This is a genomic window from Actinocatenispora thailandica, assembly GCF_016865425.1.
Classification (GTDB): domain Bacteria; phylum Actinomycetota; class Actinomycetes; order Mycobacteriales; family Micromonosporaceae; genus Actinocatenispora; species Actinocatenispora thailandica.
Genome location: NZ_AP023355.1, coordinates 23,716 through 45,523 on the forward strand (window position 1 = coordinate 23,716; position 21,808 = coordinate 45,523).

Sequence of the window (21,808 nt, forward strand, 5' to 3'; positions counted from 1 at the left end):
GCCGGCTGTAGCCAGGCGGTCCGGAGGCGGCCAGCTGTGACCGGGCCACCGGACGGCGGCGACCCGGCCGGAGCATCACCCGGTCCGGAGGTCCTCGATCCGGGTGCTGACGCGCAGGAACGACAGGCTCAGCAGTGCGGTACCGGCCACGGCGGCCAGGGCGATCCCCACGATGAGGCCGACCTGCCCCCACGGCACCGCCGCCGTGACGTGCACGTGCAGCTCCGGCAGCGTGAGGTGCCGGAGCTGCTTCGAGTCGGCGCCGTAGCACGGCTCGACGGAGCCGTGGTCCACGCAGTAGACGCCGGCCGCTTGGGTGACGTCGTAGCTCGGGACGATGGCGCGCCCGGTGAACATCCCGACCAGCGCCGCGATCACGACCCCCGGTGCCGTGGTGACCAGCGCGTGCAGCACGAGGGCGGCACCCAGCGTCCGGCGCGGTACTCCGGCCGCGGTCGCGGCGGCGAGCTGCCGGCGCTGCCCGACGACCCGCTCCACCAGCGCGGTCAGCAGCGCGGCCGCCGCGACCACCAGGACCACCCGGACACCCAGATCGACGATGTCGAACGCGCGGCCGTAGAACGCGTCGACGTAGTGCTCCGGATGGGTGCCGGCGTAGCGCGCGTCGAGGTCCGCCATCGCGTTGTTCGCCCGGTCGTTGAGCCGGAACCCCTGGCGCAGCGCCGCGGCGCCGGCGCCGAACAGGACCGCGGCGAACAGGACGGACAGGCTGCGGCCACCCAGCCACGGGTCGCTCGCCGCGCGCCCGGCGGCGAGCAGCACGGCCGGACGGCGCGCGAAGCGGCGTACGACCACTCCGGCCAGATGGCTGAGCCGCGCGGCACCGAAGACCAGCCCGACCAGGATCAGCCCGACACCAACCACCAGCGACCCCTGGAACGCCCAGTTGGCGATCCGCTGGGCCTCGTGCTGTATCGCCGCATTGTCGGTGCTCCGTAGCAGCGTCGCGCTGGTCCAGTTGGCGATCGAGACCGCGCTGATCACCATGGCAGCCCCGATCGCCAGCAGCACCACCGGCCAAGTGGCCGGCCGGCCGGTTCGGGCCTTCCTGGTGATGCCGTGCGGGGTGGCGACGACCCGGCGCAGCAGGAGCACGGACAGCGCGACCACCAGTACCGGTACCAGCGCGATCAGCACGACCAGCGCCCACCAGGGCGGCAGTACGTCGGTGGGCAGCGGCCGGTAACCGTGCGAGTCCGGCGCGTCGGCGAGGACCCGGCCGACGAGGTAGACGACGGCGCCCAGCGCGGCACCGGCGCAGGCGGCGAGGCCGCTCTCGGTGGCGACCACCCGGACCACGTCGGCCGGGGTGGCGCCGGCCATCCGCAGCGCGGCCAGCCGGCGTTCCCGGGCCGGGGCGCCGAGCCGGGCGCACTGCACCACGAACAGCAGCACCGGGATGGTCACCAGCAGCAGGCCGACGGACAGCCCCTTGCGCAGCCCGTACTCGGCGAGCAGTTCGTTGGTGTAGTGCGCGGTGCTGAAGGTGCTGTCGGTGCGGCTGGCCACCACCGGGATGGACAGCACCGTACCGACGGCGAGTAGGCCGAGGGTGGCGGCGGCCGAGCCGAGCACGGTCAGCGCGATCCGCACGGTGTCGGTCCGGGTGCCGGCCCGGGCCAGCCGCAGCAGGGTGTGCGGTGACATGGTGCCGGCCGACGCCGCGCCCGGGGCCCCGGTGGCCGCGGTCATCGCCGGTCCCCCCGGTCGGCGCCGACCGTGAACACGCCGAGGCCGGTCGCGTCCAGGGCGCCGTCGCGCAGCGCGATCTCGCGGTGCGCGTACGCGGCGACCTTGCTGTCGTGGGTGACGAGCACGACGGTGGTACCGCGTTCGGTCGACTCGCGGACGAGTTCGGTGAGCACCTGTTCGCCGGTGAGGCTGTCCAGCGCGCCGGTCGGTTCGTCGGCGAACAGGACGGCCGGGTCGGTGACCAGCGCGCGGGCGAGCGCGACCCGCTGCTGCTGGCCGCCGGACAGTTCGCCGGGCAGCAGCGTGGCGACGTCCTCGACACCGAGCCGGTCGAGCCGCTCGCGCGCCGTCGCGTACGCCCCGGTGCGGCGGGCGCCGCCGAGCAGCAGCGGCAGGGCGACGTTCTCCAGCGCGGACAGCTCGGCGACCAGCTGACCGAACTGGAACAGCACCCCGAACTCGGTCCGCCGCAGCCGGGACCGCTCGGCCTCGCTGAGGGTGTCGATGCGGTGGCCGGCGTACCGGACCTCGCCGGCGTCGGGCCGCAGGATGCCGGCGAGGCAGTGCAGCAGGGTCGACTTGCCGCAGCCGCTCGGCCCGGTGACGGCGACGATCTCGCCGCGCGCGATGGCCAGGTGAACGCCGCTCAACGCCGGCGTCGGCCCGTACGACCGGGTCAGGGCCTCGGCGGTCAGCAGCGCCGGGCTGGTGGTCCCGCCGCCGTGAGCCGGGGGTTCTGCGTCGGTCATCGGTGGTCTCCTTCGTGCAGTTCGGCGCGGAGCGCACCGAGTCGGGTCAGCGTGGTCTGCATCCAGGCCAGGTCGGCGTCGAGGTGCCCGAGCAGGTAGTCGGCCGAGACGACGTCGGACATGTTGGCCCCGGGTTCGGTCTTGGCCCGGGTCAGCTCGCGCATCCGCTCGGCGTGCGCCGCGCGTTGCGCGGTCAGGTACGCGCGGGCGGTGGCGCCGTCGGAGCCGGTCCGCAACGCGACGACGACCTTGGTGAACAGCGCGTCGGTGACGAACGGGGCGGGCCGCTCGACGGTACCGAGCCAGGTGCGGAGCGTGACGTGGCCGGTGTCGGTGATGGTGTAGCTGGTGCGTTCCGGGCCGCCGGCGGAGTCGTGCCCGGCTTCCTCGACGAGTTCGTCGCGCACCATCCGGCCGAGCGTGGCGTACGCCTGGCCGAAGGCGAGCGGGCGCGCCCGGGGCAGCAGCGCGTCGTATGCCTGTTTGAGGTCGTAACCGTGTCTGGGGGTGCCGTCGGCGAGGATGCCGAGCAGGACGTGTACCGCGGACATGGCCAGCACTATTCTCTCAGAGAATAGCTACGTCAAGTCGCGGTCCCGTCGGGCTGTGAGATCTGCCGCGGTCCGGCCCGGCGGCGCCGCCGGCACGGCAGGATCGACGGCGAACGGGACGAGGAGGGGGCCGCGCCATGGAACTGGTGACCATCGACGACATCCGCGCCGCCGCGGAGGTCCTCACCGGCGTCGCGGTCCGTACCCCGCTGCTGCCGCAGCCGTGGGCGCAGCCCGGCCGGCAGCTGTGGCTCAAGCCGGAGAACCTGCAGCCGGTCGGCGCCTTCAAGCTGCGCGGCGCGTACCACGCCATCGCCGTGCTGCCGGACGAGGCGCGCAAGGCCGGCGTGGTCACCCACTCGTCCGGCAACCACGGCCGCGCCGTCGCGTACGCCGCCGCCGTGTTCGGGGTGCCGGCCGTCGTCGTCATCCCGGACGTGGCGCCGCCGATCAAGATCGAGGCGGTCCGGGAACTCGGCGCCGAGGTCGTCCTGGTCCCCGGCGGCGAGCGCGCCGACGCCACCGCGCGCATCGCCGCCGAGCGCGGGATGACCGTGATCCCGCCGTTCGACCACCGGGACGTGATCGCCGGCCAGGGCACCGTCGGCCTGGAGATCCTCGCCGACGCCGCGGACGCCGACCTGGTACTCGTGCAGGTCGGCGGCGGTGGCCTCGCCTCCGGGGTGAGTACCGCGATCAAGGCACTGTCCCCGCGCACCGCGGTGTACGGCGTCGAACCCGCCGTCGCGCCGGACGCCCGAGACTCGCTCGCCGCCGGCCGGCTGGTGCCCTACCCGGACGAGCAGCGGTACGCGACGATCGCCGACGGGATGCGGACCGGGCTGTCCGAACTGACCCTGGCGCACCTGACCGCGCACCTGGACGGCATCGTCACGGTGGCCGAGGACGAGATCCGCGACGCGGTCGGCGTGCTCGCGCGCCAGGCCAACCTGGTCGCGGAGCCCTCCGGTGCGACCACGCTCGCCGCCTACCTGCACCATGCCGACGAACTGCCGGCCGGTCGCACCGTCGCCGTCGTGTCCGGCGGCAACCTCGACCCGGCCCAGCTGGCCACCCTCGTGCGCGGGTGACTCATGGCGTCAGGACGATCTTCCCGGTAGCGCTGCCGGTCTCGATCAGCCGGTGTGCGTCCCCGGCCCGGTCGAACGGAAAGACGTGCTCCGCGTGCACCCGCAGCCGGTCCGCCTCGACCAGCTCGACCAGCCGGTCGAGCCCGGTACTGTCGGGTTCCACGCCGACTCCGGCGAATCGCCGGCCGGCCCGCTCGGTACGCTCCGCCAAGGCGGCGTCGTGGTGGCCGACGATGGTCAGCAACAGTCCTCCCGGGCGAAGCGCGTCGATGGACCGCTCGGCGGTGGTCCCACCGACACAGTCCAGCACCACGTCGACGTCCTTGACCGCGCTCTCGAAGTTCACCCCGCGGTAGTCGATCACCTCGTCCGCGCCCAGCGACGCGACGAAGTCGCGCTTGGCGCCGCTGGCGGTCGCGATCACGTAACCACCGTGCGCCTTCGCGATCTGTACCGCCAGGTGTCCGACCCCACCGCCGCCGGCGTGCACCAGTACCCGCTCGCCTGCGGCCAGGTGTGCGGTGTCGACCAGGCTCTGCCATGCGGTCAACCCGGCCAGCGGCAGCCCGGCGGCCGTCACGTGGTCCAGGGCGGGCGGTTTGCGGACGAGTTGCCGTGCCGGCACCGCCACGTACTCCGCGTACGCGTTGGTGCTGCGGGGGAACAGCGGCAGGCCGAACACCTCGTCACCGACCGCGAACCGGGTCACCCCGGGTGCCCTCGCAGTGACCACACCGGATACGTCCCAGCCCAGCGTGAAAGGTGGCTGCCCGTACTGCGGGAAGCGCCCGGCTCGGATGTTCGCGTCGACCGGGTTCACCCCCGCGGCGCGCACCTGCACCAGCACCTCGGTCGGCAACGGCGTGGGCGGCTCGGCCTCGGCGACCTCCAGTACCTCCGGGCCGCCGAACACCTGTTGGGTCACGATGCGCATGTCGTCTCTCCTTCGTTGGCAGGGATGGGTGCCGTGGCGCGTGCCCGGCCCCGGGACATCCGGCTCGTCGAACCAGCCCCGCGGCGGCGGCAGGCCCGGTTGCGGGGCCATGGCCGAGCTGGTGAGCGGGGTCGAGGTCAGTCGACGCCGGCCCGCTCCACCGGTAGGTGCGTGGCGAAGAACGTCTCGATGCGCCGCCACGCGTCGGCGGCCTCCGGCCCGCGGAACCCGGCCCGGGCCACGATCCGGGCCGGCAGTACCGGCGTGTGGTGGTTGAGGAAGCCGTGCCCGGCTGCCGGGTACTCCCGGACGTCGTGTGTCACGCCGATCTCGGTGAGCGTCCCGCTGAGCTTGCCGGCCGCGCCGGCCAGGGTGCGGTCCCGGCCCCCGTACGAGGCGACGATCGGGCAGGCGCCGGTGAGTACGTCGGCCGCGTTCTTCGGTACCTGGCCGTAGTTGACCGCGGCGACCGCGTAGTCGGACTGGGCAGCGGCGAGCAACGCGAACCCGCCGCCCAGGCAGAACCCGATGATGCCGACCCGGCCGGTGCAGTCCGGGTGGTCGAGCAGCCAGCGCCGCGACTGCTCGACGTCGGTGAACGTCTGGCCGCGCCGGGCGGAGAGGTCGCGGAAGGCGCGGACCAGGCAGCGTAACCGACCACCGCGGTACAGGTCGGGCGCGAAGGTCAGGTAGCCAGCGCCGGCCAGCCGCTCGCAACAGGCCCGGATGTCGTCGTTCAGCCCGTACGCCTCGTGGATCACGACGACGCCGGGCCAGGGGCCCTGGCCGGACGGGATGGCCAGCTCGCCGGTGGGTTCGACACTCATGCCATGTCCAATTGATGATGTGTGAATTGATGACTAGTCATGAGTAAAGCATGACCAGTCACCGGTCGCAAGTACGATCGGAACCATGGTTGAGGTGCTGGAGTTGGCCCAGGCGGTCAAGGCGGCGTACCGGGAGATCGACCGCCGCGCGAACGAGGCCTACCGGCCGTTGGGGGTGACCAACGCGCAGGCCGAGGCGATCCTGATCATCGGAGCGCGGGAGCCGCTCGCGCTCCGGGAACTCGGCGCACTGATCATCGCCGAGTCCGGCCACCCCAGCCGGCTGGTCGACCGGCTGGTCGCGGCCGGCCACGTCGACCGACGCGCTGCCGACGATCGGCGCCGGGTCGAGCTCACCCTGACCGCATCCGGCCGCGAGTTGGTGCCCGAAATCCTTGCAGCGCAACGGAAACTACTCGACTGGGGGGCCGATCGGCTTGCCGGCCACGACGTGCCCGCCGCAGTGGCCACGCTGCACGCCGTCTTCGCCGACGGCCCACTGGCCGACGTCCTGGCCGGCCGCGCCACCCGCCCGTGACGTCGACATCCTGGCCGGCCGCGTCACCCGCCGATGACGTCGACATCCTCGCCGGCCGCGCCACCCGACGGTGACGTCGACATCCTCGCCGGCCGCGCCACCCGACGGCGGCGCGCCACCGCCCCCACGCCCCACGCCCCACGCCCACGCCCACGCCCCACGCCCACGCCCCACGCCGGAGCAGGGCGCGTCCGTCGCTGGTGCGGTGACGATCGACCGCGCCGGCGCGGGTCAGGCGACCCGCGCCGGCGATGCGGCTCAGCGGGCCACGGTGTCGATGATCCAGGCGTAGCAGCGGGCCCGATCGTGCCAGGCCTGGTACCGGCCGGACCGCCCACCGTGCCCCGCCTCCATCTCCGTCCACAGCAGCACGTCCGGCGCGCCGTTCGCGCGCAGCCGGGACACCCACTTGGCCGGCTCGTGGTAGAGCACCCGGGTGTCGTTCAGGCTGGTCTCGACGTAGATCGGCGGGTAGTTCGACGCGTCGGCCGCAACGTTCTCGTACGGCGAGTACGACTTCATGTAGCGGTAGACCTCGGCGTCGTGCAGCGGGTCACCCCACTCGTCCCACTCGATCACCGTCAGCGGCAGCGACGGGTCGAGGATCGAGTTGAGCGCGTCGACGAACGGCACCGCCGCGTAGATCGCGCCGAACGCGTCCGGCGCCTCGTTGACCACCGCACCCATCAGCAGCCCACCGGCCGAGCCGCCCAGCGCGGCCAGCCGCGGGGTCGAGGTCCACCCTGCCTCGACCATCCGCCGGGCCGCCGCGACGAAGTCGGTGAAGGTGTTCCGCTTGCGCAGCATCTTGCCGTCCTCGTACCACCGGCGGCCCAGCTCGCCGCCGCCGCGGACGTGCGCGATGGCGTAGACGAAGCCCCTGTCCAGAAGGGACAGCCGGTCGATCTGGAAGCCGGGGTCGATGGAGATCTCGTACGAGCCGTAGCCGTAGAGCAGGCACGGCGCGCTGCCGTCGCGCACCAGGTCCTTGCGCGCCACCACCGAGATCGGCACCTTCGTGCCGTCCGGCGCGGTCGCCCACTCGCGGAACTGCTCGTACTGGTCCGGGTCGTAGCCGCCGAGCACCGGCTGCCGCTTGCGCAGCACCAGGTGCCGCTGCCCGAGGTCGTAGTCGTACACCGAGCGCGGCGTCACCAGCGAGGTGTAGGTGAGCCGGAACGTGCCGGTGTCGTACTCCAGGTTGGCGTCCGGTTCGACCGTGTAGATCGGCTCCGTGAAGGCGATGTCGTGCGGTGTGCCGAGCGCGCCGTCGGCGCCGAGCGGGTACACCCGCAGGCCGGTGAGCACGTCGTGCCGGCGGTGCACGACGAGGTGGTCGGCGAACACATCGAAGTCGAGCAGCCGGGTGTCGGCCGCGTGCTCGATCACCGGCGTCCAGTCGGCGGGCGCCTCCACCGGGGCCGCCGCGAGCGCGAAGTTCTCCCCGCCACCGACGTCGGAGTCGTTGTGCAGCACCAGGAACCGGTCTTGTCCATTGTGGACGATCTGGTGGTCGACCTCGTACTCGACATCCTGCTTGCGGGCCCGCACCAGGCTCGGCGTGCCGGTCGGGTCGTCCGCGGCGAGGAACCGCACCTCGCTGGTGACCTTGCTGTGCGACTCGATCAGCAGGTACCGCTCGGAGCGGGTGAGCCCCACCCCGACCCAGAACCGCTCGTCCGGCTCCCGGTAGACCACCACGTCCTCGGACGCCTTGGTACCGATCCGGTGCCGCCACACCGTGTCCGGCCGCCACGCGTCGTCGACGGTCAGGTAGAACAGGTGCGTCGAGTCGGCCGACCAGGCCGCGCCGTACGACGTGTTCGGCACCTCGTCGTCCAGCAGTTCGCCGCTGGGCAGGTCCTTGACCCGCAGGGTGAACCGCTCGTCACCGGCGTAGTCGTCCGCGTAGGCGAGGTACCGGCCGTCCGCGGTGACGGTGAAGGTACCGAGCGCGAAGAAGTCGTGGCCGTCGGCGAGCTCGTTCTCGTCCAGCAGCACCTGCTCGCCGGGCACCGGCACGCCCGGCTCGATCACCGGCGGTGTCGGGTCGTCACCGGCCGCGACCCGGCACCGGATCGGGTACTGCTGGCCCTCCACCGTGCGGGTGTAGTACCACCAGCCGTGCCGGCGGGCCGGCACCGACAGGTCGGTCTCCTGCACCCGGTTCTTGATCTCGGTGAAGATCTCGTCCCGCAGGCTCGCCTGCCCCGCGGTGGCCCGCTCGGTCCAGGCGTTCTCCGCGGTCAGATAGGCGATCGTGTCTGGATTGTCCTTCTCGGCCAACCAGGCGTACTCGTCCACCACGGTGTCGCCGTGCTGCGTCCGTTCGCTCGCCACCCGCTTCGCCGCCGGCGGCTCCGCCATCGCACCCTCGCTCATCTGCGCCACGCTACCGTCGGCGCCCCGGATTCGCGGCCGTGGGCGGTACGCCGCCGGCTGTCGGCGAAGCGCGGAGCTGTCGGGATGCGGGCGTCTGGCACCATATCCGCATGCCCGAGCAGCTCTCGGATCGTTTCTGCGGCCCCCCGGACGCCCCGGACCGCTACCTGCTGCGCGAACGGCGCTCCAGCGGCGGTGAGGGCGAGATCTGGAGCGCTGTCGAGCAGCACGCCAACTTCTCCTTCCGGTACGCCGTCAAGATCATTCACGCCGGCCATCAGGACGACTCCGGCCGCTGGCTGGAGAACCTGCGGCTGCAGTCGGCGCTGCTCACCCAGCTGGAGCACCCGTCCCTGGTGAAGGTGCGCGAGGTCTTCGTCGGTGCGCCGCCACATCTGCACGGGGCGAGCGACGCCGCGGCGGAGTCCCGGCTGTACCTGGTGATGAAGTGGATCGAGGGGCGCAGCCTGCAGGAGCTGCTGGAGGCGGGTGAGCTGGCCGGTCCGGCCGCGCTCGACCCGCTCGCGCCGGTCGCCGAGGCCATCGACTACCTGCACAGCGGCCGGGACACCGAGGGCCAGCCGGTGCTGCACCGCGACATCAAACCGGCGAACATCCTGCGCGCCGACGACGGCCGGGTCTACCTGGTCGACTTCGGCCTGGTCCGGTTCGCCGGCGCGGCCACCATGTCGAAGGTGTCCGGCACCGTGCCGTTCATGGCGCCGGAGTCGCTGCACCGCGGCGAGTACGGTCCGGCCAGCGACCGTTACTCGCTGGGTGCCAGCCTCTACTACATGCTCACCCGGGAGCTGCCGGTTCCCGGCGACACCGAGGCGATGCAGCAACGGCTGGCGACCGCGCTCGGCGCCGGCCAGGAGCGCATGGTGCAGGGCATCCTGTCGATGATGGCGGTCAGCCCCACGCACCGCCCGGCGTCCGCCCAGCAGTGGCTGCACGCGCTGCGGACCCCGGTCGCCGAGACCACCCTCGGCGCGCCGCCGGCGCCGCCCGCGGCCCCCGCCCCGCCGCGCATCACCGCCGAGACGGTCTTCGGCGGCGGGCCGGCCACCGGCACGCCCGGGTCGCCGCCGAGGTCGGCGCCGCCGATGCGGTCCGCCGCCCCGGTGCCGCCGTCGGCCGCGGCCGGGCCCGTTCCGCCGTCCGTGACCGGGGCACCGACCTCGCTCGGCGCCCCGCCCGCGGCCCGGATGCCGAACGCCGCCGGCCCGCCGCCCGGCTACCGGCCCGGCCCGCCGCGCAGCGCGCCGCCGGCCGCGCCGTTCCCCGGCACCCCGCAGCCGTGGCAGCCGGGCAAGAAGCGGCGGCTGTCCGGCGGCAAGATCGCCGGAATCGTCGCCGGCTCCGTCGGCCTGCTGATGGTGGCCAGCTGTGTCGGCCTGGGCATCCTCGGCTACCGGAAGGAGCAGGAACAGTCCGGCTCGGGCGGCCACCCGGACTCCAGCGCCTCGATCGACCACAAGCATCCGCCGCCGACCGCCGCCCGGCTCAAGCAGATCCAGGTGTCGGTCGGGCAGATCGAGAAGGCGACCGGCGCGCCGTCCGACGAGATCCAGGCCAGCGAGGACAAGGACCGGCTGCTCGGCGGGCTCGACCAGTTCCAGCCGTGCGCGGAGGGCACCGTCGACGGTGCCGCGATCGGCTCGCAGACCAGCAACGGCTTCTCGTACTACGACGGCCACGAGACCGGGTACGCGTCGTCCTCGGTGGTCGGTTTCTACGGCACCGCGTCGAGCACGTTCTACACCGCGGCCAAGCGGTCGCTGCAGCGCTGCGGCTGGAGCACCTTCGCGATCGGCAAGATCGGCCAGCAGTCGGTCGGCTACACCCGCCACCTGGACGAGTACGAGGACGGCCCGACGACGCTGGTGCTGGTCCGGTCCGGCCAGGTCGTGTACGAGTTGACCCTCACCGTCGAGGCGGGCGGCGCCCAGGTCGAGGCGGAACAGATGGCCACCGCGATGGCCAAGTACCTGCCGGAGGCGAAGTGACCGAGCTGCTGGTCGACACCGGTGGCGCGCAGCGCCGGTTCGACTCCGGTGGCCCGGCCGCCGTCGTGGGCCGGGATCCGCTCTGCCAGGTCGTCGTCGACGATCCGCTGGTGTCCCGGCAGCACCTGGCGCTGGAGTGGTCCGACGGCCGCTGGTGGGCCCGTGACCTGGGCAGCAGCAACGGTACGTTCCTCGATGGTCGCCGGATGCAACGGATCCCGGTGGAGCAGCCGGTGGCGTTGCTGCTGGGCGACGCCACCACCGGCGTTCCGGTGCGGGTCCAGCCGGTGTCGGTCGTGCCGCCGACGGTGATCCCGGGCCGGCCGGCCGGCGCCCCGCCGACCGTCCCGCACCCCGCCCTCGGCATGCTCCCGCCCGCGGCCCGCCCGCCCGGCGCCCCGTCGCCGGCCGGGGCACCGGATGCTCCGGCACCGGCCGGCGTTCCCGGTGGTGCACCGACGCCGGCGCCGAACGCCGTGCCGGCGCCGAACGCCGTGCGGCCGGACCTGCCGGCGCCGAACGCGTTCCCGAACGCCGCGCGGCCTGACGTGCCCGCCCCGAACGCGTTCTCGAACCTCGTGCCGGGCCCGAACGCCGCGCCGCCGGCCGCGCCGGTCCCGCCGCCGCACGCGGTGCCGACCGGAGGGGCGGTTCGGCCGGTGGCGCCGGTACCGGCGTCGGTGGTCGGCCGCACCCCGTCCGGGTCGTACCGGGCCGGCGAGGTGGTGCGGATCGGCCGCGACGCGGCCAACGACATCGTGCTGACCGACCTGCTGGTGTCCCGCCGGCACGCGGAGCTGCGCCGGATCGGCCACGAGTACGAGGTGGTCGACCTCGGCACCCGCAACGGCACGTTCGTCGACGGCCAGCGGGTGACCCGGGCGGTACTGCGGCCGGGCGACGTCGTCGGCGCCGGGCACCACCAGCTGGTCTTCGACGGCGCCATGCTGCACGAGTACGTGGACACCGGCCGGGTGTCGCTGCGTGCGGAGTCGCTGACGGTCACCGCCGGCTCGCACACGCTGCTCGCGGACGTCGGCTTCGAACTGCCCGAGTCGAGCCTGCTCGCGGTCGTCGGGCCGAGCGGCGCGGGCAAGTCCACCCTGCTCGGCGCGCTCACCGGCATCCGCCCGGCCACCCGGGGCACCGTCCGCTACCAGGAACGCGACCTGTACGCGGAGTACGACGACCTGCGGCACCGGATCGGCCTGGTGCCGCAGGACGACATCCTGCACCGGCAGCTGACCGTGCGGCGCGCCCTGCGGTACGCCGCGGCACTCCGGTTCGGTGCCGACGTCTCGGCCCGCGAACGTGACCAGCGGATCGACGAGGTGCTCGCGAAGCTGGGCCTGACCGAGCGGGCCGACCAGCGGATCAGCACCCTGTCCGGCGGCCAGCGCAAGCGCACCTCGGTGGCGTTGGAGCTGCTCACCGAGCCGTCCCTGCTGTTCCTGGACGAGCCGACGTCCGGGCTGGACCCGGCGCTGGACCGGGACGTGATGCTGGCGCTGCGTGACCTCGCCGACGGTGGCCGGACCGTCTGCGTGGTCACCCACAGCGTGCTGCACCTGAACCTGTGCGACCGGATCCTGGTGCTCGGCCGCGGCGGCCGGGTCTGCTACTTCGGCCCGCCCGACGGGCTGCTCGCCTTCTTCGGCGCCAAGGAGTATGCCGAGGTGTTCGAGCAGGTCGGCAGCGAGCCGGAGGCGTGGGCGGAGCAGTTCCGGCGATACTCCGCGGAGCGTGCCACGCCGGTCGAGCCGACGGCCCGGATCGCACCGCCGCACGCCGACGATGCGGGCGCGCCCGGGGCCGCCGCCTCCCGGCAGGGTTTCTGGCGGCAGCTGTCCATCGTCGCCCGGCGCACCGTCGCGGTCACCCTCGCCGACCGGCTGTACGCGTCCCTGCTGGTCGGCCTGCCGCTCGGGCTGGCCCTGCTGGCCCACCTGGTACCCGGCGACGACGGCCTGGCGCGGCCGGCGAACGCGCTGCACCGCTCCGCCGAGGCCGGTCAGCTGCTGACCATCCTGGTGATCGGCGGGGTGTTCATGGGGCTGGCCGGCGGCATCCGCGAGCTCGTCGCGGAGCGCGCCATCTACCGGCGAGAACGCGCGGTGGGCCTGTCACCCGGGGCGTACCTGGGTGCCAAGCTGGCGGTGTTCGCGGTGCTGAACGCCGCGCAGGCGACGGTGTTCGTGCTGGTGGCGCTGTGGGGCGCGAAACGCCCGGCGGGCGCCCTGGTGCTCGGGTCACCGACCGTCGAGCTGATCGCCGCGGTGGCGCTGGTCGCCCTCGCCTCGACCGTGCTCGGCCTGCTGATCAGTGGCTACGTGTCGACCTCGGAGCAGACCATGCCGGTGCTGGTCGGGCTGGTGATGGCGCAGCTGGTGCTCAGCGGCGGGCTGTTCGCGGTCGCCGGGCGGGCGGTGGTCAGCCAACTGTCCTGGCTCACCCCGGCCCGCTGGGCGTACGCGGCCGCCGCGGCGACCGTCGACCTCAAGCGGGTGATGCCCGACCCGCCGGACGACGCGCTGTGGGACCACAGTTCCGGCCGCTGGCTGGTCGCGGTCGGGGTGCTGGTCGGCCAGACCGTCCTGCTGCTGATCGCCACCCGCCTGGCCCTGCGCCGCCACGAACCCGGCCGCTGACCGACCCGGGCGAGCGCCGGAGCCGCCGGCCGCTTCTGGAGCGCCTCGCCGCTCCATCCGGCCTTGTGACTGGTGGTTTGCTGGTCCGGCGTCGGTCGTCTCGGGGGCCGTCACCGGTCGCGACTTGCTCCGTCCGGCCAGAACACGGTCACCGGTAGGCCGCGCTCGCGGGCCAGCGCGACGACGTCGGCGGTTCCGCCGTACCCGCGGGCGGGCTGGCCGTCCCAGACCGCCCACAGTTCGTCGACCCGGTCGAGCATCTCGGCGCTGGCGTCCAGGTGCGACTGCTCGGTCGATTCGACGTGGTGGAGCTGATGTATCGAGTCGGCGCGGGCCAGCAGTTGGTCGTAGCCGGGTCGGGCGTGCTCGGCGAGCCCGTCCCGGTACTGGTCGGCGGGGACGATGACCGTGATGCGGCCGCCGGCGTCGAGGACGGCCCGGGCGAAGATCTGGTCGGCACCGTCCGCGAGGCAGCTGACACCGAGCACGGGTTCGTTGAGCCGGCGCCGAATCCGGGCATCGACTTCGGCTGCGACAGCTTCCGGCAGCCCCTGGTGCCCGGTGATCCCGATCGTCCTCATCACAATCCTGTCGCGTAGGCGGTGGTCAGTCGCTCGTCAAGTTCGCGTACCGGCGCCGCGGAGTTGCTTCCGAGCGTGTTGCGGAACCGCCGGACCGCCTGCAGGGTGCGCTCGGAGCCGAGGCCGGCTGCCGTGTCGAACGCGGCGCAGCCTAGCTGTACTGACCACAGAGGTTGGTGACGGAAGCCACGGGCTGATGATCTTGAACAGGTGAGGGCCTTCCGGGTTCGGTGTGAAGCGACGAAACGACACACCAGACGATCCCAGGAAGGCCCTCGATGGTTCACGCTAACGCACCCTTGACACCGACAGGCAGGCTGCGTCTGGCTCGTGTGGTGGTCGAGGACGGGTGGCCGCTCCGGCGGGCCGCGGAACGCTTCCAGGTGTCGGTGACCACGGCCAAGCGGTGGGCCGACCGGTACCGCGAGACGGGCGAGCAGGGCATGCAGGACCGGTCCAGCCGCCCGCGCACCAGCCCGGCCCGGACACCGACCCGCACCGAACGCCGCATCATCAAGGTGCGTGTCCTGCGACGGTGGGGGCCGGCCCGTATCGGGTATCTGCTGGGCCTCAACCCCGCCACCGTGCACCGGGTCCTGACCCGCTACCGGCTGGCCCGCCTGACCCATCTGGATCGGGCCACCGGCCGGGTCGTGCGCCGCTACGAGCGTGACCGGCCCGGCGAGCTGGTGCATGTCGACATCAAGAAACTCGGCAACATCCCCGACGGCGGCGGACACAAGATCCTCGGACGTCAACAGGGGCGTAAGACCCGATCCGGCGCCGGCTACAGCTACCTGCACAACGCCGTCGACGACCACTCCCGCCTGGCCTACAGCGAGATCCTGCCCGACGAAACCCAACACACCGCCGTGGCGTTCTGGCAGCGCGCGCACACCTTCTTCACCCACGCCGGGATCACCGTCGAAGCCGTCCTGACCGACAACGGTTCCTGCTACAAGAGTCTCCTGTGGCGTGACACCCTTGCCGCGCAACAGATCTCCCACAAACGCACCCGCCCTTACCGGCCCCAAACCAACGGGAAAGTCGAACGGTTCAACCGCACCCTGCTCGACGAATGGGCCTACGCCCAGCCCTACCAGACCGAAACCGACCGCCGCGCCGCCTACCCAGCCTGGCTCCACACCTACAATCACCACCGCCGACACACCGCACTCGGCGGCCAACCCCCCGCCACCCGCGTCCCCAACCTCACAGGACAGAACACCTAGCGCGCACGCCTCGTCCAGCTGGCCGATGGACGCGATGACGCCGGCTTGTTCGACGGTGGCCAGAGCTTCCTGCTTCGGGCTTCGGGACACCGCCGAGGCCACCCGGTACGCGGAGATCGCGGTGCGGGCCAGTCCCAGGCGCGCCGCGGCGGTCGCCCGGTACGCGGCGATCTTCGGCGCGTCGAATCGCATCAGCCAAGGCCACACCGGCGCCGAGTCCGGAGCAGCCTCGACGCGTCGCTCGGCACGGGTCAGCAACGCCATACCGTCGCGGTTACCCAGGTAGGCCAGTGCGACGCCCTCCAGTACGTCCAGCCAGGCGCGGGCGATCGGGGGCGCCGATCGGGGAAGTCGTGCCGCCGCGTCGCGGATCAGTGTCAGGCCGGGCCCCGGGTCGCCGGCGCCGACGGCGTACTGGCCGAGCGACGCTTGCATGTACACCGGCAGTAGCGGATGCCCCGACCGACGCGCCGCCGTCACGGCCAGCCGGTAGTAGCGCCGCGCCGATTCGGCCTCGGCCAGGTCTGCATACAGCCACGCGGCGAGCCCGGCCGTTTCTGCCACTACCGCGTGCAGGGACCGGTCGTTGCCGCCGGCCCGGTCTGCGAGCTGCCGCGTCAGTGTCAGGTGCGCCCTGACCGGACCGGTCAGCATCCGTGCCGGGGTGAGCTGCTCCATCCGCCGGTACGTGGCCGAGGACAGCATCAGCGCATGTTCGGCGTCGGCCGGCTTCGCGGTCATCGCCGGCACCATGGTGGCTCCGGCGGCCACGCCGAGTCCGGTGGCCAGGAAGTGTCGACGGTCCGTGGTTTCCTCCTGCGGGTCGGCCAGCCCGGCAAGCTGGCGTGGGATCTCCAGCCCGTCGCACAACGCCCGGATGGTGCGCAGACCCGGGTCCCGGGTCTGCCCGGATGCGAGCCGGGAGATCTGCGGTTGGGACATCCCGACGCGGGCCGCGATCGCGGTCTGGCTCAGCCCGACCGTGCCGATCACCGTGGTCAGCACCGTCGCCCAGTCTCCGGCCGCGAGCGCGGCCCGCATGTCGGGCCTCTGGTACAGATCAGCCGGGACGGCTGCCTGCTTCGAGGGCGCCAGCGTGCACCCGGTGCACCGGCTGACCGTCGCGGAACCACTCAACGGCCGGCCGCAGACCGAGCAGCTCACCGACCCCACCATGCTCTCCTCTTCTGTCGGTAGCCCATACCTGCACGCATACGGTGTCGATCTATGCACCCGCGTGTAGATCGCGGCGAACACATGGCGGCACTCTCCGCATTGTGACCGATATACGCCGGTCAAACCAGGACGTGGACGTTGCGGACACCGGACGCGGCGACCAGGCACACAGGTCGGATCGCGGCCCGTGTACTCCCCGTACCGCGGATCCGCGGTACGGCCGTTCCGCGGGCCGGTCGCCGCCGCACCCGGCGACCGGCCCGGGCCCAGCGGCTCGATGCGGCCGAGCAAGACCCGCATCGGCGCCGCCCTCATCGACGATCGGAGCCTGACGATGAAGCTGTATCGCCACCCTGTGACCGCGGTCCGCCGCCTAGCCGAGCGGATCCGCATCTGGCGGGACGAGATCGCCGCGTACCCGGTCGACGCCGACCGGTGGCTGCGGTGATGGACCGGCCACCGGCGCTCGGCGACGTGGTTTGCCTGCCGCCATGGCTCCCGGACCGGCCGTACCGGGTGCTGGAGGTGCGCGACCCGGCTATCCCCGGGCACGTGTGGGTGTGCGGGTACGCGATCGACGAGGTTCCGCGGGTCGAGCGCTCGTACCTGGTGCCGGTGCCACGCCTGAGGCTGTTGCCCGATCCGATCTGGGGGTCGAACACGACCGGGGCCGGGGAGGCGCCGTGGTCGCGATGACCGGGGTGATCCCGCGTCCTGGCGACGTGGTGCACATCCTGCAGGGCGCGAGCTGGCTGTTCGCCGATCGGGAGATCCGACGGTTCCGTGTCTGGCGGGCAGAGGCGTTGCCGGGCCAGTCGGGCTGGTGCGAGCTGACCGGATGGGACCTCGACGCCAACCCACAGACCCTGATCACCTACGACCTGCTGGTCGCTGGATTGATCATCCGCCCCGGTGATCAGTGGTGAAAGGAAGGGCTGAATCCCCGTATTCCGTTCCCCCGACTGTTGGAGGATGACGTGCACGTGACCAACACGACCGACTCCCTGTCCACTACACCAGATCAGTTCCCGCTCGGCCGCTCAGCGCTGCCGCTTGCCACCGGTATTGGCTCGGCCGCCTGCCGGCCGTTCGGGGCGACGCTCGCGGTCGCGCCGGCCGAGACCGCGGCGATCGAGCTGGACGCGCTCAGCTACGACGCTGACCGGCAGATCGGCCTCATCCATGACGGTGACCAGGTGGTGCCGCTCGCGCGGCACACCGATGGTCGGACCAGTACGACGACGGCGAGCCGGGACGGCACGCCGCAGGACGGCGACGCCGACGTGCGGGAGGACTGACGATGCGGTCTCTCGGGACGGTTCTGGTGCTCACCCAGTGGTTCGACCCGACCGCTGACATGGTCGTGGAGGAGCTGAACCGGCGTGGCGTATCGGTGTTTCGCTGCGATCCGGGAGACCTGCCGCAACACCTGACGTTCGCTGCGGAATTGGGCGAGGGATGGGCCGGCAGCCTTCGCCTCGACACCGGCCGCGCGCTCGACCTTGCCGAGGTGGGCTGCGCGTACTATCGGCGCCCGACCGGATTCGGGTATCCGACCGGGCTCACCGAGGCCGACCAACGGTGGGCCAGTCGGGAGAGTCTGCGCGGGCTTGGTGGAGTGCTGCAGCTGATTCCGTGCTGGCTCAACCACCCGGCGGTGATTGGCCGCGCCGAGTACAAGCCGATTCAGCTCGACGCCGCCCATCGCGTCGGTCTGGAGCTGCCGCGGACCCTGATCACCAACGACGCCGAACGAGCCGCGACGTTTGCCGCCGAGCTGGGCGGCCAGGTGGTGTACAAATCGCTGTCGAGCAGCATTGTTCACGGCACCGACGGAGAGGCACCGCGCATCCTGTACAGCACACCGGTCTCGGTCGGGCAACTCGGCCGGGCCGGGATCCGGCTCGCCACTCACCTGTTCCAGGAGCTGGTGCCGAAGGCGTGTGAGTTGCGTGTCACCTACGTCGACGGACATCTGTTCGTCGCGAGGATCGACGCCGGCAGCGACGCTGGCCGGACCGACTGGCGCGCCGACTACCAGAACCTCACCTACAGCGTGGCCGAGCTTCCCCCGCCGGTCGCTGACGCGATCGGCCGGCTCATGGACGACCTGGGTCTACGGTTCGGGGCGTTGGATCTGGTCGTCACCCCTGACGGGCGGCACGTGTTCCTGGAGGTGAACCCCAACGGCCAGTGGGGCTGGATCGAAGACGCCACCGGTCTGCCTATCGCAGCGGCCATCGCGGACGCCCTGACCGACCAGCAGGAACGAGGAGACCATGACTGACCCGGCCACCGCGCACGCCCGCATGGTCGACCAACTCGTCGCCTCCGGCGAGTTGCGCACCGGGCCGTGGATCCGCGCGTTCCGTACGATTCCGCGGCACGTGTTCCTGCCCCGGTTGTTCTGGCCCACACCCACCGGCGACTGGGCTGCGGTCGATGCCGACGACCCGGAGTGGATCGATCGCGTGTACGCGGTGACCAGCATCGTCACCCAGCTCGACAACGACCCCAACGCCTGGGCTGAGGCACGCCGAGCCTCGCGGCCCGGTATGCCGACCTCGTCGAGTTCCGATCCCGGCCTGATGGCCACCATGCTCGAAGCGCTCGACATCCACGATGGGCACAGCGTGCTGGAGATCGGTACCGGTACCGGCTACAACGCCGCACTGCTGGCCGAACGGCTCGGCGACAGCCTGGTCACCAGTATCGAGGTCGATCCTGTCCTCGCCGACCAAGCCCACGCCACACTCGCCGCGGTTGGCCGCGCGCCGAGCATCGTCACCGGTGACGGTCGTGACGGTGTGCCCGATCGTGCACCGTACGACCGGATCATCGCCACGGTCAGTGCCCCCACCGTCCCGGCCGCCTGGATACAGCAGACCCGGCCCGGTGGCCTGATCCTGCTCAACCTGTACGCCGAACTCGGCGGTGGCGCGCTCGCGCTGCTCACCGCTGGCGACGGGCGGGCCGAGGGGAAGTTTCTTGCGAACTACGGCGCCTTCATGCCCACCCGCGACGCGCAACCCGACCGCACCACCCAGGAACGGTTCACCGTGGCCCTGCGAGACCCCGCTGGCGAGCGCGGCCAAGTCGATGTTGCTGCCAACGCGCTCGACGACCTTGACTTCGCCATGTTCGCCGCGCTGTTGGTACCCGCAACCGGGTGGCTCAGGTTCATGCCCGATGGCGAGCCCACACAACTGTGGCTGCTCGCCGAGGACGCCTGGGCCATGATCGACACCAACGGCGCGACCGAAGAACACGGTCCCCGACACCTCGCGGGCGAACTCGCCGACGCACATCGCACCTGGCGTGAGCTCGGCAGCCCTAGCAGAGACCGCCTCGGCATGACCATCACCCGGGGAGGCCAGCGGCTCTGGCTGGACGGTCCGGACCGCGCCATCGACACCGGCCGGTACCAACTGAGGCAAGGCATGACATGACCGGTGCCGTTGCCGGCGGCGGTGGTGTCTTGATGCGGTCCGTTGCGGAAGGACCGTGGACGCGATGGTCGGGTCAGAGCCAGCCGTTGGTGCGGGCGGCGTTGAGGGCTTCGATCCGGTTGCGGGTGTTGGTCTTGCCGATGGCGGCGGACAGGTAGTTGCGCACGGTGCTCTCGGACAGGTGCAGCGCGCGGGCGATGTCGGCGATCGTGGCGCCGTCCGCGGAGGCGGCGAGCACGTCGCGCTCCCGGGCGGACAGCGGGTTCGGGCCGGCCCGCAGCGCGGCGGCCGCGAGCGTCGGGTCGACGACCGTCTCGCCCGCGACGACCCGGCGGATCGCGTCGGCCAGTTGCTCGACCGGGCTGTCCTTGATCAGGAACCCGCGGGCGCCGGCGTCCATCGCCCGGCGCAGGTAACCGGGGCGGCCGAAGGTGGTCACGATCAGCACCCGGCAGGACGGTACCGCGGTGGCCAGCTCGGCGGCGGCGTCCAGCCCGCTGCGGCCCGGCATCTCGATGTCGAGCACGGCGACGTCCGGGGACAGCCTGGTGCAGGCCCCGACCACCTCGTCACCGCGGGCGAGCAGCCCGACCACGTCGATGTCGTCTTCCAGCTCGAGCAGGGTGGCCAGCGCGCCGCGCATCATGCCCTGGTCCTCGGCCAGCAGTACCCGGATCACGGGTCCATCCTGCCAACCGTCACCGGGACGGTCACGCTCAGCGTGAACCCGTGCCGGCCACCGGCGGTGTGCACGGTGCCGCCGGCCGCCGCGAACCGCTCGGCCAGGCCGCGCAGCCCGTTCCCACCGCCCAACCCGCCGAGCCCGGCCGAAGCGGCACCGGGCCCGGCCGGTGCACCGTCGGCGCCGGCCGGTTCGGTGCGGGCGGCGCCGGTACCGTCGTCGGCGATCTGCAGGACCGCCCGGCCGTCGGCGTAGCGCAGGCTGATCGTGCAGTGCGTCGCCGCCGAGTGCCGGATCACGTTGGTGGTGCCTTCCCGTACCGCCCAACCGAGCAGGGCGTCCGCCGCATCGTCCAGGTCGCCGGCGGCGCGCCGCACGGTGGCGGTGACGCCCGCGTCGGCGAGCGCGGCGCGGGCGCCGTCGAGTTCGGCGGCGAGCCCGCGCTGCCGGTACCCGGTGACGGTCTCCCGCACCTCCACCAGCGCCTGCCGGCCGATCGTCTCGATGTCGGCGGCGGCGGCCGCCGCCTGGGTGGCGTCCCGGTCCACCAGCCGCCGCACCACCTGCGCCTTGACCACGATCACCGACAGCGTGTGGCCGAGCAGGTCGTGCAGGTCCCGGGCGAACCGGGTCCGCTCGTCCGCGACCGCGGCCCGGGCCAGCTCCTCCCGCGCCTCCCGCAGCAGCCCGATGGTGGTGAAGAACCGCCGCAAGATGAACATCACCAGGCCGGACATCCAGGCAGCGAGCGCGATGCTGGCGTAGTCCATGCCGCCGTGCCCGCCGAGCACGACGATGCTCAGCACCGAGACCACCAGGACCCCGACGAACGACGGGATCACCATCGGCAGGATCATCGCCGCGGCCTGTGCCGGCAGCACCACCAGCAGGCCGCCGGAGCCGGGCACCACCCGTCCGACGGCCAGCGTCAGCGCCAGCAGCGGGAGCAGCAGCAGGTACCGGGCGAGCTGGGACCGGCCGGCCGGGGCCAGCCGCATCGCGGTGGTCATCGTGCCGCCGAGGACCAACAGCCCCACCACGGCGAGCCACTGCGCGTTGCTCACCGCGACGACCATCGGGAAGACCAGCAGCGCCAGCCAGACGAGCAGGCCGCCGCGGCCGACCCGGCCGTCCGGTTTGCGGTCGGTGCCGCTGCGGATCTGCTCCCGGGACCGCGCCAGCGACCGCGCCTCGATCGCGTCGACCCGCCGCGACAGCCGTGCCAGCAAGTTCATGCCCCTCATCG

General features: G+C 72.5%; 20 protein-coding genes and 1 pseudogene. 11 read left to right on the plus strand and 10 right to left on the minus strand.

Annotated features, from left to right (window positions below; genetic code table 11):
* Window positions 1-75: 75 nt before the first annotated feature.
* Genes Athai_RS00110 through Athai_RS00120 form a run of 3 tightly spaced genes read right to left on the minus strand, consistent with a single transcriptional unit; the run spans window position 76 to window position 3,013 of the window.
* Window positions 76-1,713 carry an FtsX-like permease family protein gene (locus tag Athai_RS00110; protein ID WP_203959560.1) on the minus strand — a complete coding sequence of 546 codons (1,638 nt, stop codon included), beginning with the start codon at window positions 1,711-1,713 and terminating at the stop codon, window positions 76-78.
* Complete coding sequence (locus Athai_RS00115) at window positions 1,710-2,462, minus strand: ABC transporter ATP-binding protein (RefSeq protein ID WP_203959561.1); 753 nt, start codon at window positions 2,460-2,462, stop codon at window positions 1,710-1,712. The genes Athai_RS00110 and Athai_RS00115 overlap by 4 nt, the downstream gene beginning before the upstream one ends.
* The gene (locus tag Athai_RS00120) at window positions 2,459-3,013 is read right to left on the minus strand and encodes a PadR family transcriptional regulator (protein WP_203959562.1); all 555 of its coding nucleotides are present in this window, start codon (window positions 3,011-3,013) and stop codon (window positions 2,459-2,461) included. Before Athai_RS00120 ends, Athai_RS00115 begins: the two co-directional genes overlap by 4 nt.
* A 137-nt stretch (window positions 3,014-3,150) precedes the next feature.
* Between Athai_RS00120 and Athai_RS00125 the strand changes: the two genes are divergently transcribed.
* Window positions 3,151-4,104 (plus strand): threonine ammonia-lyase, encoded by a 954-nt coding sequence (locus Athai_RS00125; RefSeq protein ID WP_203959563.1) that lies wholly within the window; start codon window positions 3,151-3,153, stop codon window positions 4,102-4,104.
* 1 nt (window position 4,105) lies between these two features.
* Here the strand turns inward: Athai_RS00125 and Athai_RS00130 are convergent, their stop codons facing one another.
* Together Athai_RS00130 and Athai_RS00135 are read right to left on the minus strand one after the other, a co-directional pair.
* On the minus strand, window positions 4,106-5,038 hold the full coding sequence (locus Athai_RS00130) for an NADP-dependent oxidoreductase (protein ID WP_203959564.1): 933 nt from the start codon (window positions 5,036-5,038) through the stop codon (window positions 4,106-4,108).
* 137 nt (window positions 5,039-5,175) lie between these two features.
* Window positions 5,176-5,865: a dienelactone hydrolase family protein gene (locus Athai_RS00135; RefSeq protein ID WP_203959565.1), complete on the minus strand. Its 690-nt coding sequence runs from the start codon at window positions 5,863-5,865 to the stop codon at window positions 5,176-5,178.
* A gap of 85 nt (window positions 5,866-5,950) precedes the next feature.
* Here Athai_RS00135 and Athai_RS00140 point away from each other — a divergent pair, with 85 nt between their 5' ends.
* Entirely contained in the window at window positions 5,951-6,403 is a 453-nt protein-coding gene (locus tag Athai_RS00140; RefSeq protein ID WP_203959566.1) for a MarR family winged helix-turn-helix transcriptional regulator, read from the plus strand.
* 258 nt (window positions 6,404-6,661) lie between these two features.
* On the opposite strand, the gene Athai_RS00145 is transcribed toward Athai_RS00140, so the two are convergent.
* Window positions 6,662-8,785, minus strand: coding sequence for a S9 family peptidase (locus tag Athai_RS00145; RefSeq protein ID WP_420829752.1), 2,124 nt, complete (start codon window positions 8,783-8,785; stop codon window positions 6,662-6,664).
* Between the two features lie 110 nt (window positions 8,786-8,895).
* Here Athai_RS00145 and Athai_RS00150 point away from each other — a divergent pair, with 110 nt between their 5' ends.
* Together Athai_RS00150 and Athai_RS00155 are read left to right on the plus strand one after the other, a co-directional pair.
* Window positions 8,896-10,794 (plus strand): serine/threonine protein kinase, encoded by a 1,899-nt coding sequence (locus tag Athai_RS00150; protein ID WP_203959567.1) that lies wholly within the window; start codon window positions 8,896-8,898, stop codon window positions 10,792-10,794.
* A complete protein-coding gene (locus tag Athai_RS00155; RefSeq protein ID WP_203959568.1) occupies window positions 10,791-13,442 on the plus strand; it encodes an FHA domain-containing protein in 2,652 nt (883 codons plus the stop codon). Before Athai_RS00150 ends, Athai_RS00155 begins: the two co-directional genes overlap by 4 nt.
* A gap of 110 nt (window positions 13,443-13,552) precedes the next feature.
* On the opposite strand, the gene Athai_RS00160 is transcribed toward Athai_RS00155, so the two are convergent.
* Window positions 13,553-14,023 (minus strand): hypothetical protein, encoded by a 471-nt coding sequence (locus Athai_RS00160; RefSeq protein ID WP_203959569.1) that lies wholly within the window; start codon window positions 14,021-14,023, stop codon window positions 13,553-13,555.
* A 278-nt stretch (window positions 14,024-14,301) separates the two neighbouring features.
* Between Athai_RS00160 and Athai_RS00165 the strand changes: the two genes are divergently transcribed.
* Window positions 14,302-15,255, plus strand: coding sequence for an IS481 family transposase (locus tag Athai_RS00165; protein ID WP_203965229.1), 954 nt, complete (start codon window positions 14,302-14,304; stop codon window positions 15,253-15,255).
* Between the two features lie 849 nt (window positions 15,256-16,104).
* On the opposite strand, the pseudogene Athai_RS35010 reads toward Athai_RS00165, so the two are convergent.
* Window positions 16,105-16,731, minus strand: a pseudogene (locus tag Athai_RS35010) (helix-turn-helix domain-containing protein); the annotation flags it as partial.
* Between Athai_RS35010 and Athai_RS00170 the strand changes: the two are divergent.
* The 6 genes from Athai_RS00170 to Athai_RS00195 are packed head-to-tail and all read left to right on the plus strand — an operon-like array spanning window position 16,619 to window position 19,880.
* Window positions 16,619-16,879, plus strand: coding sequence for a hypothetical protein (locus tag Athai_RS00170; protein ID WP_203959570.1), 261 nt, complete (start codon window positions 16,619-16,621; stop codon window positions 16,877-16,879). The pseudogene Athai_RS35010 and the gene Athai_RS00170 overlap by 113 nt on opposite strands.
* Window positions 16,879-17,127, plus strand: a complete 249-nt coding sequence (locus Athai_RS00175) for a hypothetical protein (protein ID WP_203959571.1) — start codon at window positions 16,879-16,881, stop codon at window positions 17,125-17,127. Before Athai_RS00170 ends, Athai_RS00175 begins: the two co-directional genes overlap by 1 nt.
* Window positions 17,115-17,357, plus strand: coding sequence for a hypothetical protein (locus Athai_RS00180; RefSeq protein WP_203959572.1), 243 nt, complete (start codon window positions 17,115-17,117; stop codon window positions 17,355-17,357). The genes Athai_RS00175 and Athai_RS00180 overlap by 13 nt, the downstream gene beginning before the upstream one ends.
* A gap of 57 nt (window positions 17,358-17,414) precedes the next feature.
* Window positions 17,415-17,729, plus strand: coding sequence for a putative ATP-grasp-modified RiPP (gene tgmA, locus Athai_RS00185; RefSeq protein ID WP_239156616.1), 315 nt, complete (start codon window positions 17,415-17,417; stop codon window positions 17,727-17,729).
* A 2-nt stretch (window positions 17,730-17,731) separates the two neighbouring features.
* The gene (gene tgmB / locus Athai_RS00190) at window positions 17,732-18,718 is read left to right on the plus strand and encodes an ATP-grasp ribosomal peptide maturase (protein WP_203959573.1); all 987 of its coding nucleotides are present in this window, start codon (window positions 17,732-17,734) and stop codon (window positions 18,716-18,718) included.
* Entirely contained in the window at window positions 18,711-19,880 is a 1,170-nt protein-coding gene (locus Athai_RS00195) for a methyltransferase domain-containing protein (protein ID WP_203959574.1), read from the plus strand. The genes tgmB and Athai_RS00195 overlap by 8 nt, the downstream gene beginning before the upstream one ends.
* 73 nt (window positions 19,881-19,953) lie before the next feature.
* On the opposite strand, the gene Athai_RS00200 is transcribed toward Athai_RS00195, so the two are convergent.
* Both Athai_RS00200 and Athai_RS00205 read right to left on the minus strand, forming a co-directional pair.
* A complete protein-coding gene (locus Athai_RS00200) occupies window positions 19,954-20,559 on the minus strand; it encodes a response regulator transcription factor (RefSeq protein ID WP_203959575.1) in 606 nt (201 codons plus the stop codon).
* Window positions 20,556-21,797, minus strand: coding sequence for a sensor histidine kinase (locus Athai_RS00205; protein ID WP_203959576.1), 1,242 nt, complete (start codon window positions 21,795-21,797; stop codon window positions 20,556-20,558). The genes Athai_RS00200 and Athai_RS00205 overlap by 4 nt, the downstream gene beginning before the upstream one ends.
* Window positions 21,798-21,808: the final 11 nt, after the last annotated feature.

What these genes read in the sequence shown, in the direction of transcription:
- Athai_RS00205 (WP_203959576.1), bottom strand. Translation starts at nt 21,797, where the DNA reads ATGAACTTGCTGGCACGGCTGTCGCGGCGGGTCGACGCGATCGAGGCG.
- Athai_RS00145 (WP_420829752.1), bottom strand. Translation starts at nt 8,785, where the DNA reads ATGAGCGAGGGTGCGATGGCGGAGCCGCCGGCGGCGAAGCGGGTGGCG.
- Athai_RS00125 (WP_203959563.1), top strand. Translation starts at nt 3,151, where the DNA reads ATGGAACTGGTGACCATCGACGACATCCGCGCCGCCGCGGAGGTCCTC.
- Athai_RS00115 (WP_203959561.1), bottom strand. Translation starts at nt 2,462, where the DNA reads ATGACCGACGCAGAACCCCCGGCTCACGGCGGCGGGACCACCAGCCCG.
- Athai_RS00175 (WP_203959571.1), top strand. Translation starts at nt 16,879, where the DNA reads ATGGACCGGCCACCGGCGCTCGGCGACGTGGTTTGCCTGCCGCCATGG.
- Athai_RS00130 (WP_203959564.1), bottom strand. Translation starts at nt 5,038, where the DNA reads ATGCGCATCGTGACCCAACAGGTGTTCGGCGGCCCGGAGGTACTGGAG.
- Athai_RS00120 (WP_203959562.1), bottom strand. Translation starts at nt 3,013, where the DNA reads ATGTCCGCGGTACACGTCCTGCTCGGCATCCTCGCCGACGGCACCCCC.
- Athai_RS00165 (WP_203965229.1), top strand. Translation starts at nt 14,302, where the DNA reads ATGGTTCACGCTAACGCACCCTTGACACCGACAGGCAGGCTGCGTCTG.
- Athai_RS00140 (WP_203959566.1), top strand. Translation starts at nt 5,951, where the DNA reads ATGGTTGAGGTGCTGGAGTTGGCCCAGGCGGTCAAGGCGGCGTACCGG.
- Athai_RS00110 (WP_203959560.1), bottom strand. Translation starts at nt 1,713, where the DNA reads ATGACCGCGGCCACCGGGGCCCCGGGCGCGGCGTCGGCCGGCACCATG.
- Athai_RS00195 (WP_203959574.1), top strand. Translation starts at nt 18,711, where the DNA reads ATGACTGACCCGGCCACCGCGCACGCCCGCATGGTCGACCAACTCGTC.
- Athai_RS00150 (WP_203959567.1), top strand. Translation starts at nt 8,896, where the DNA reads ATGCCCGAGCAGCTCTCGGATCGTTTCTGCGGCCCCCCGGACGCCCCG.
- tgmB (WP_203959573.1), top strand. Translation starts at nt 17,732, where the DNA reads ATGCGGTCTCTCGGGACGGTTCTGGTGCTCACCCAGTGGTTCGACCCG.
- Athai_RS00135 (WP_203959565.1), bottom strand. Translation starts at nt 5,865, where the DNA reads ATGAGTGTCGAACCCACCGGCGAGCTGGCCATCCCGTCCGGCCAGGGC.
- Athai_RS00160 (WP_203959569.1), bottom strand. Translation starts at nt 14,023, where the DNA reads ATGAGGACGATCGGGATCACCGGGCACCAGGGGCTGCCGGAAGCTGTC.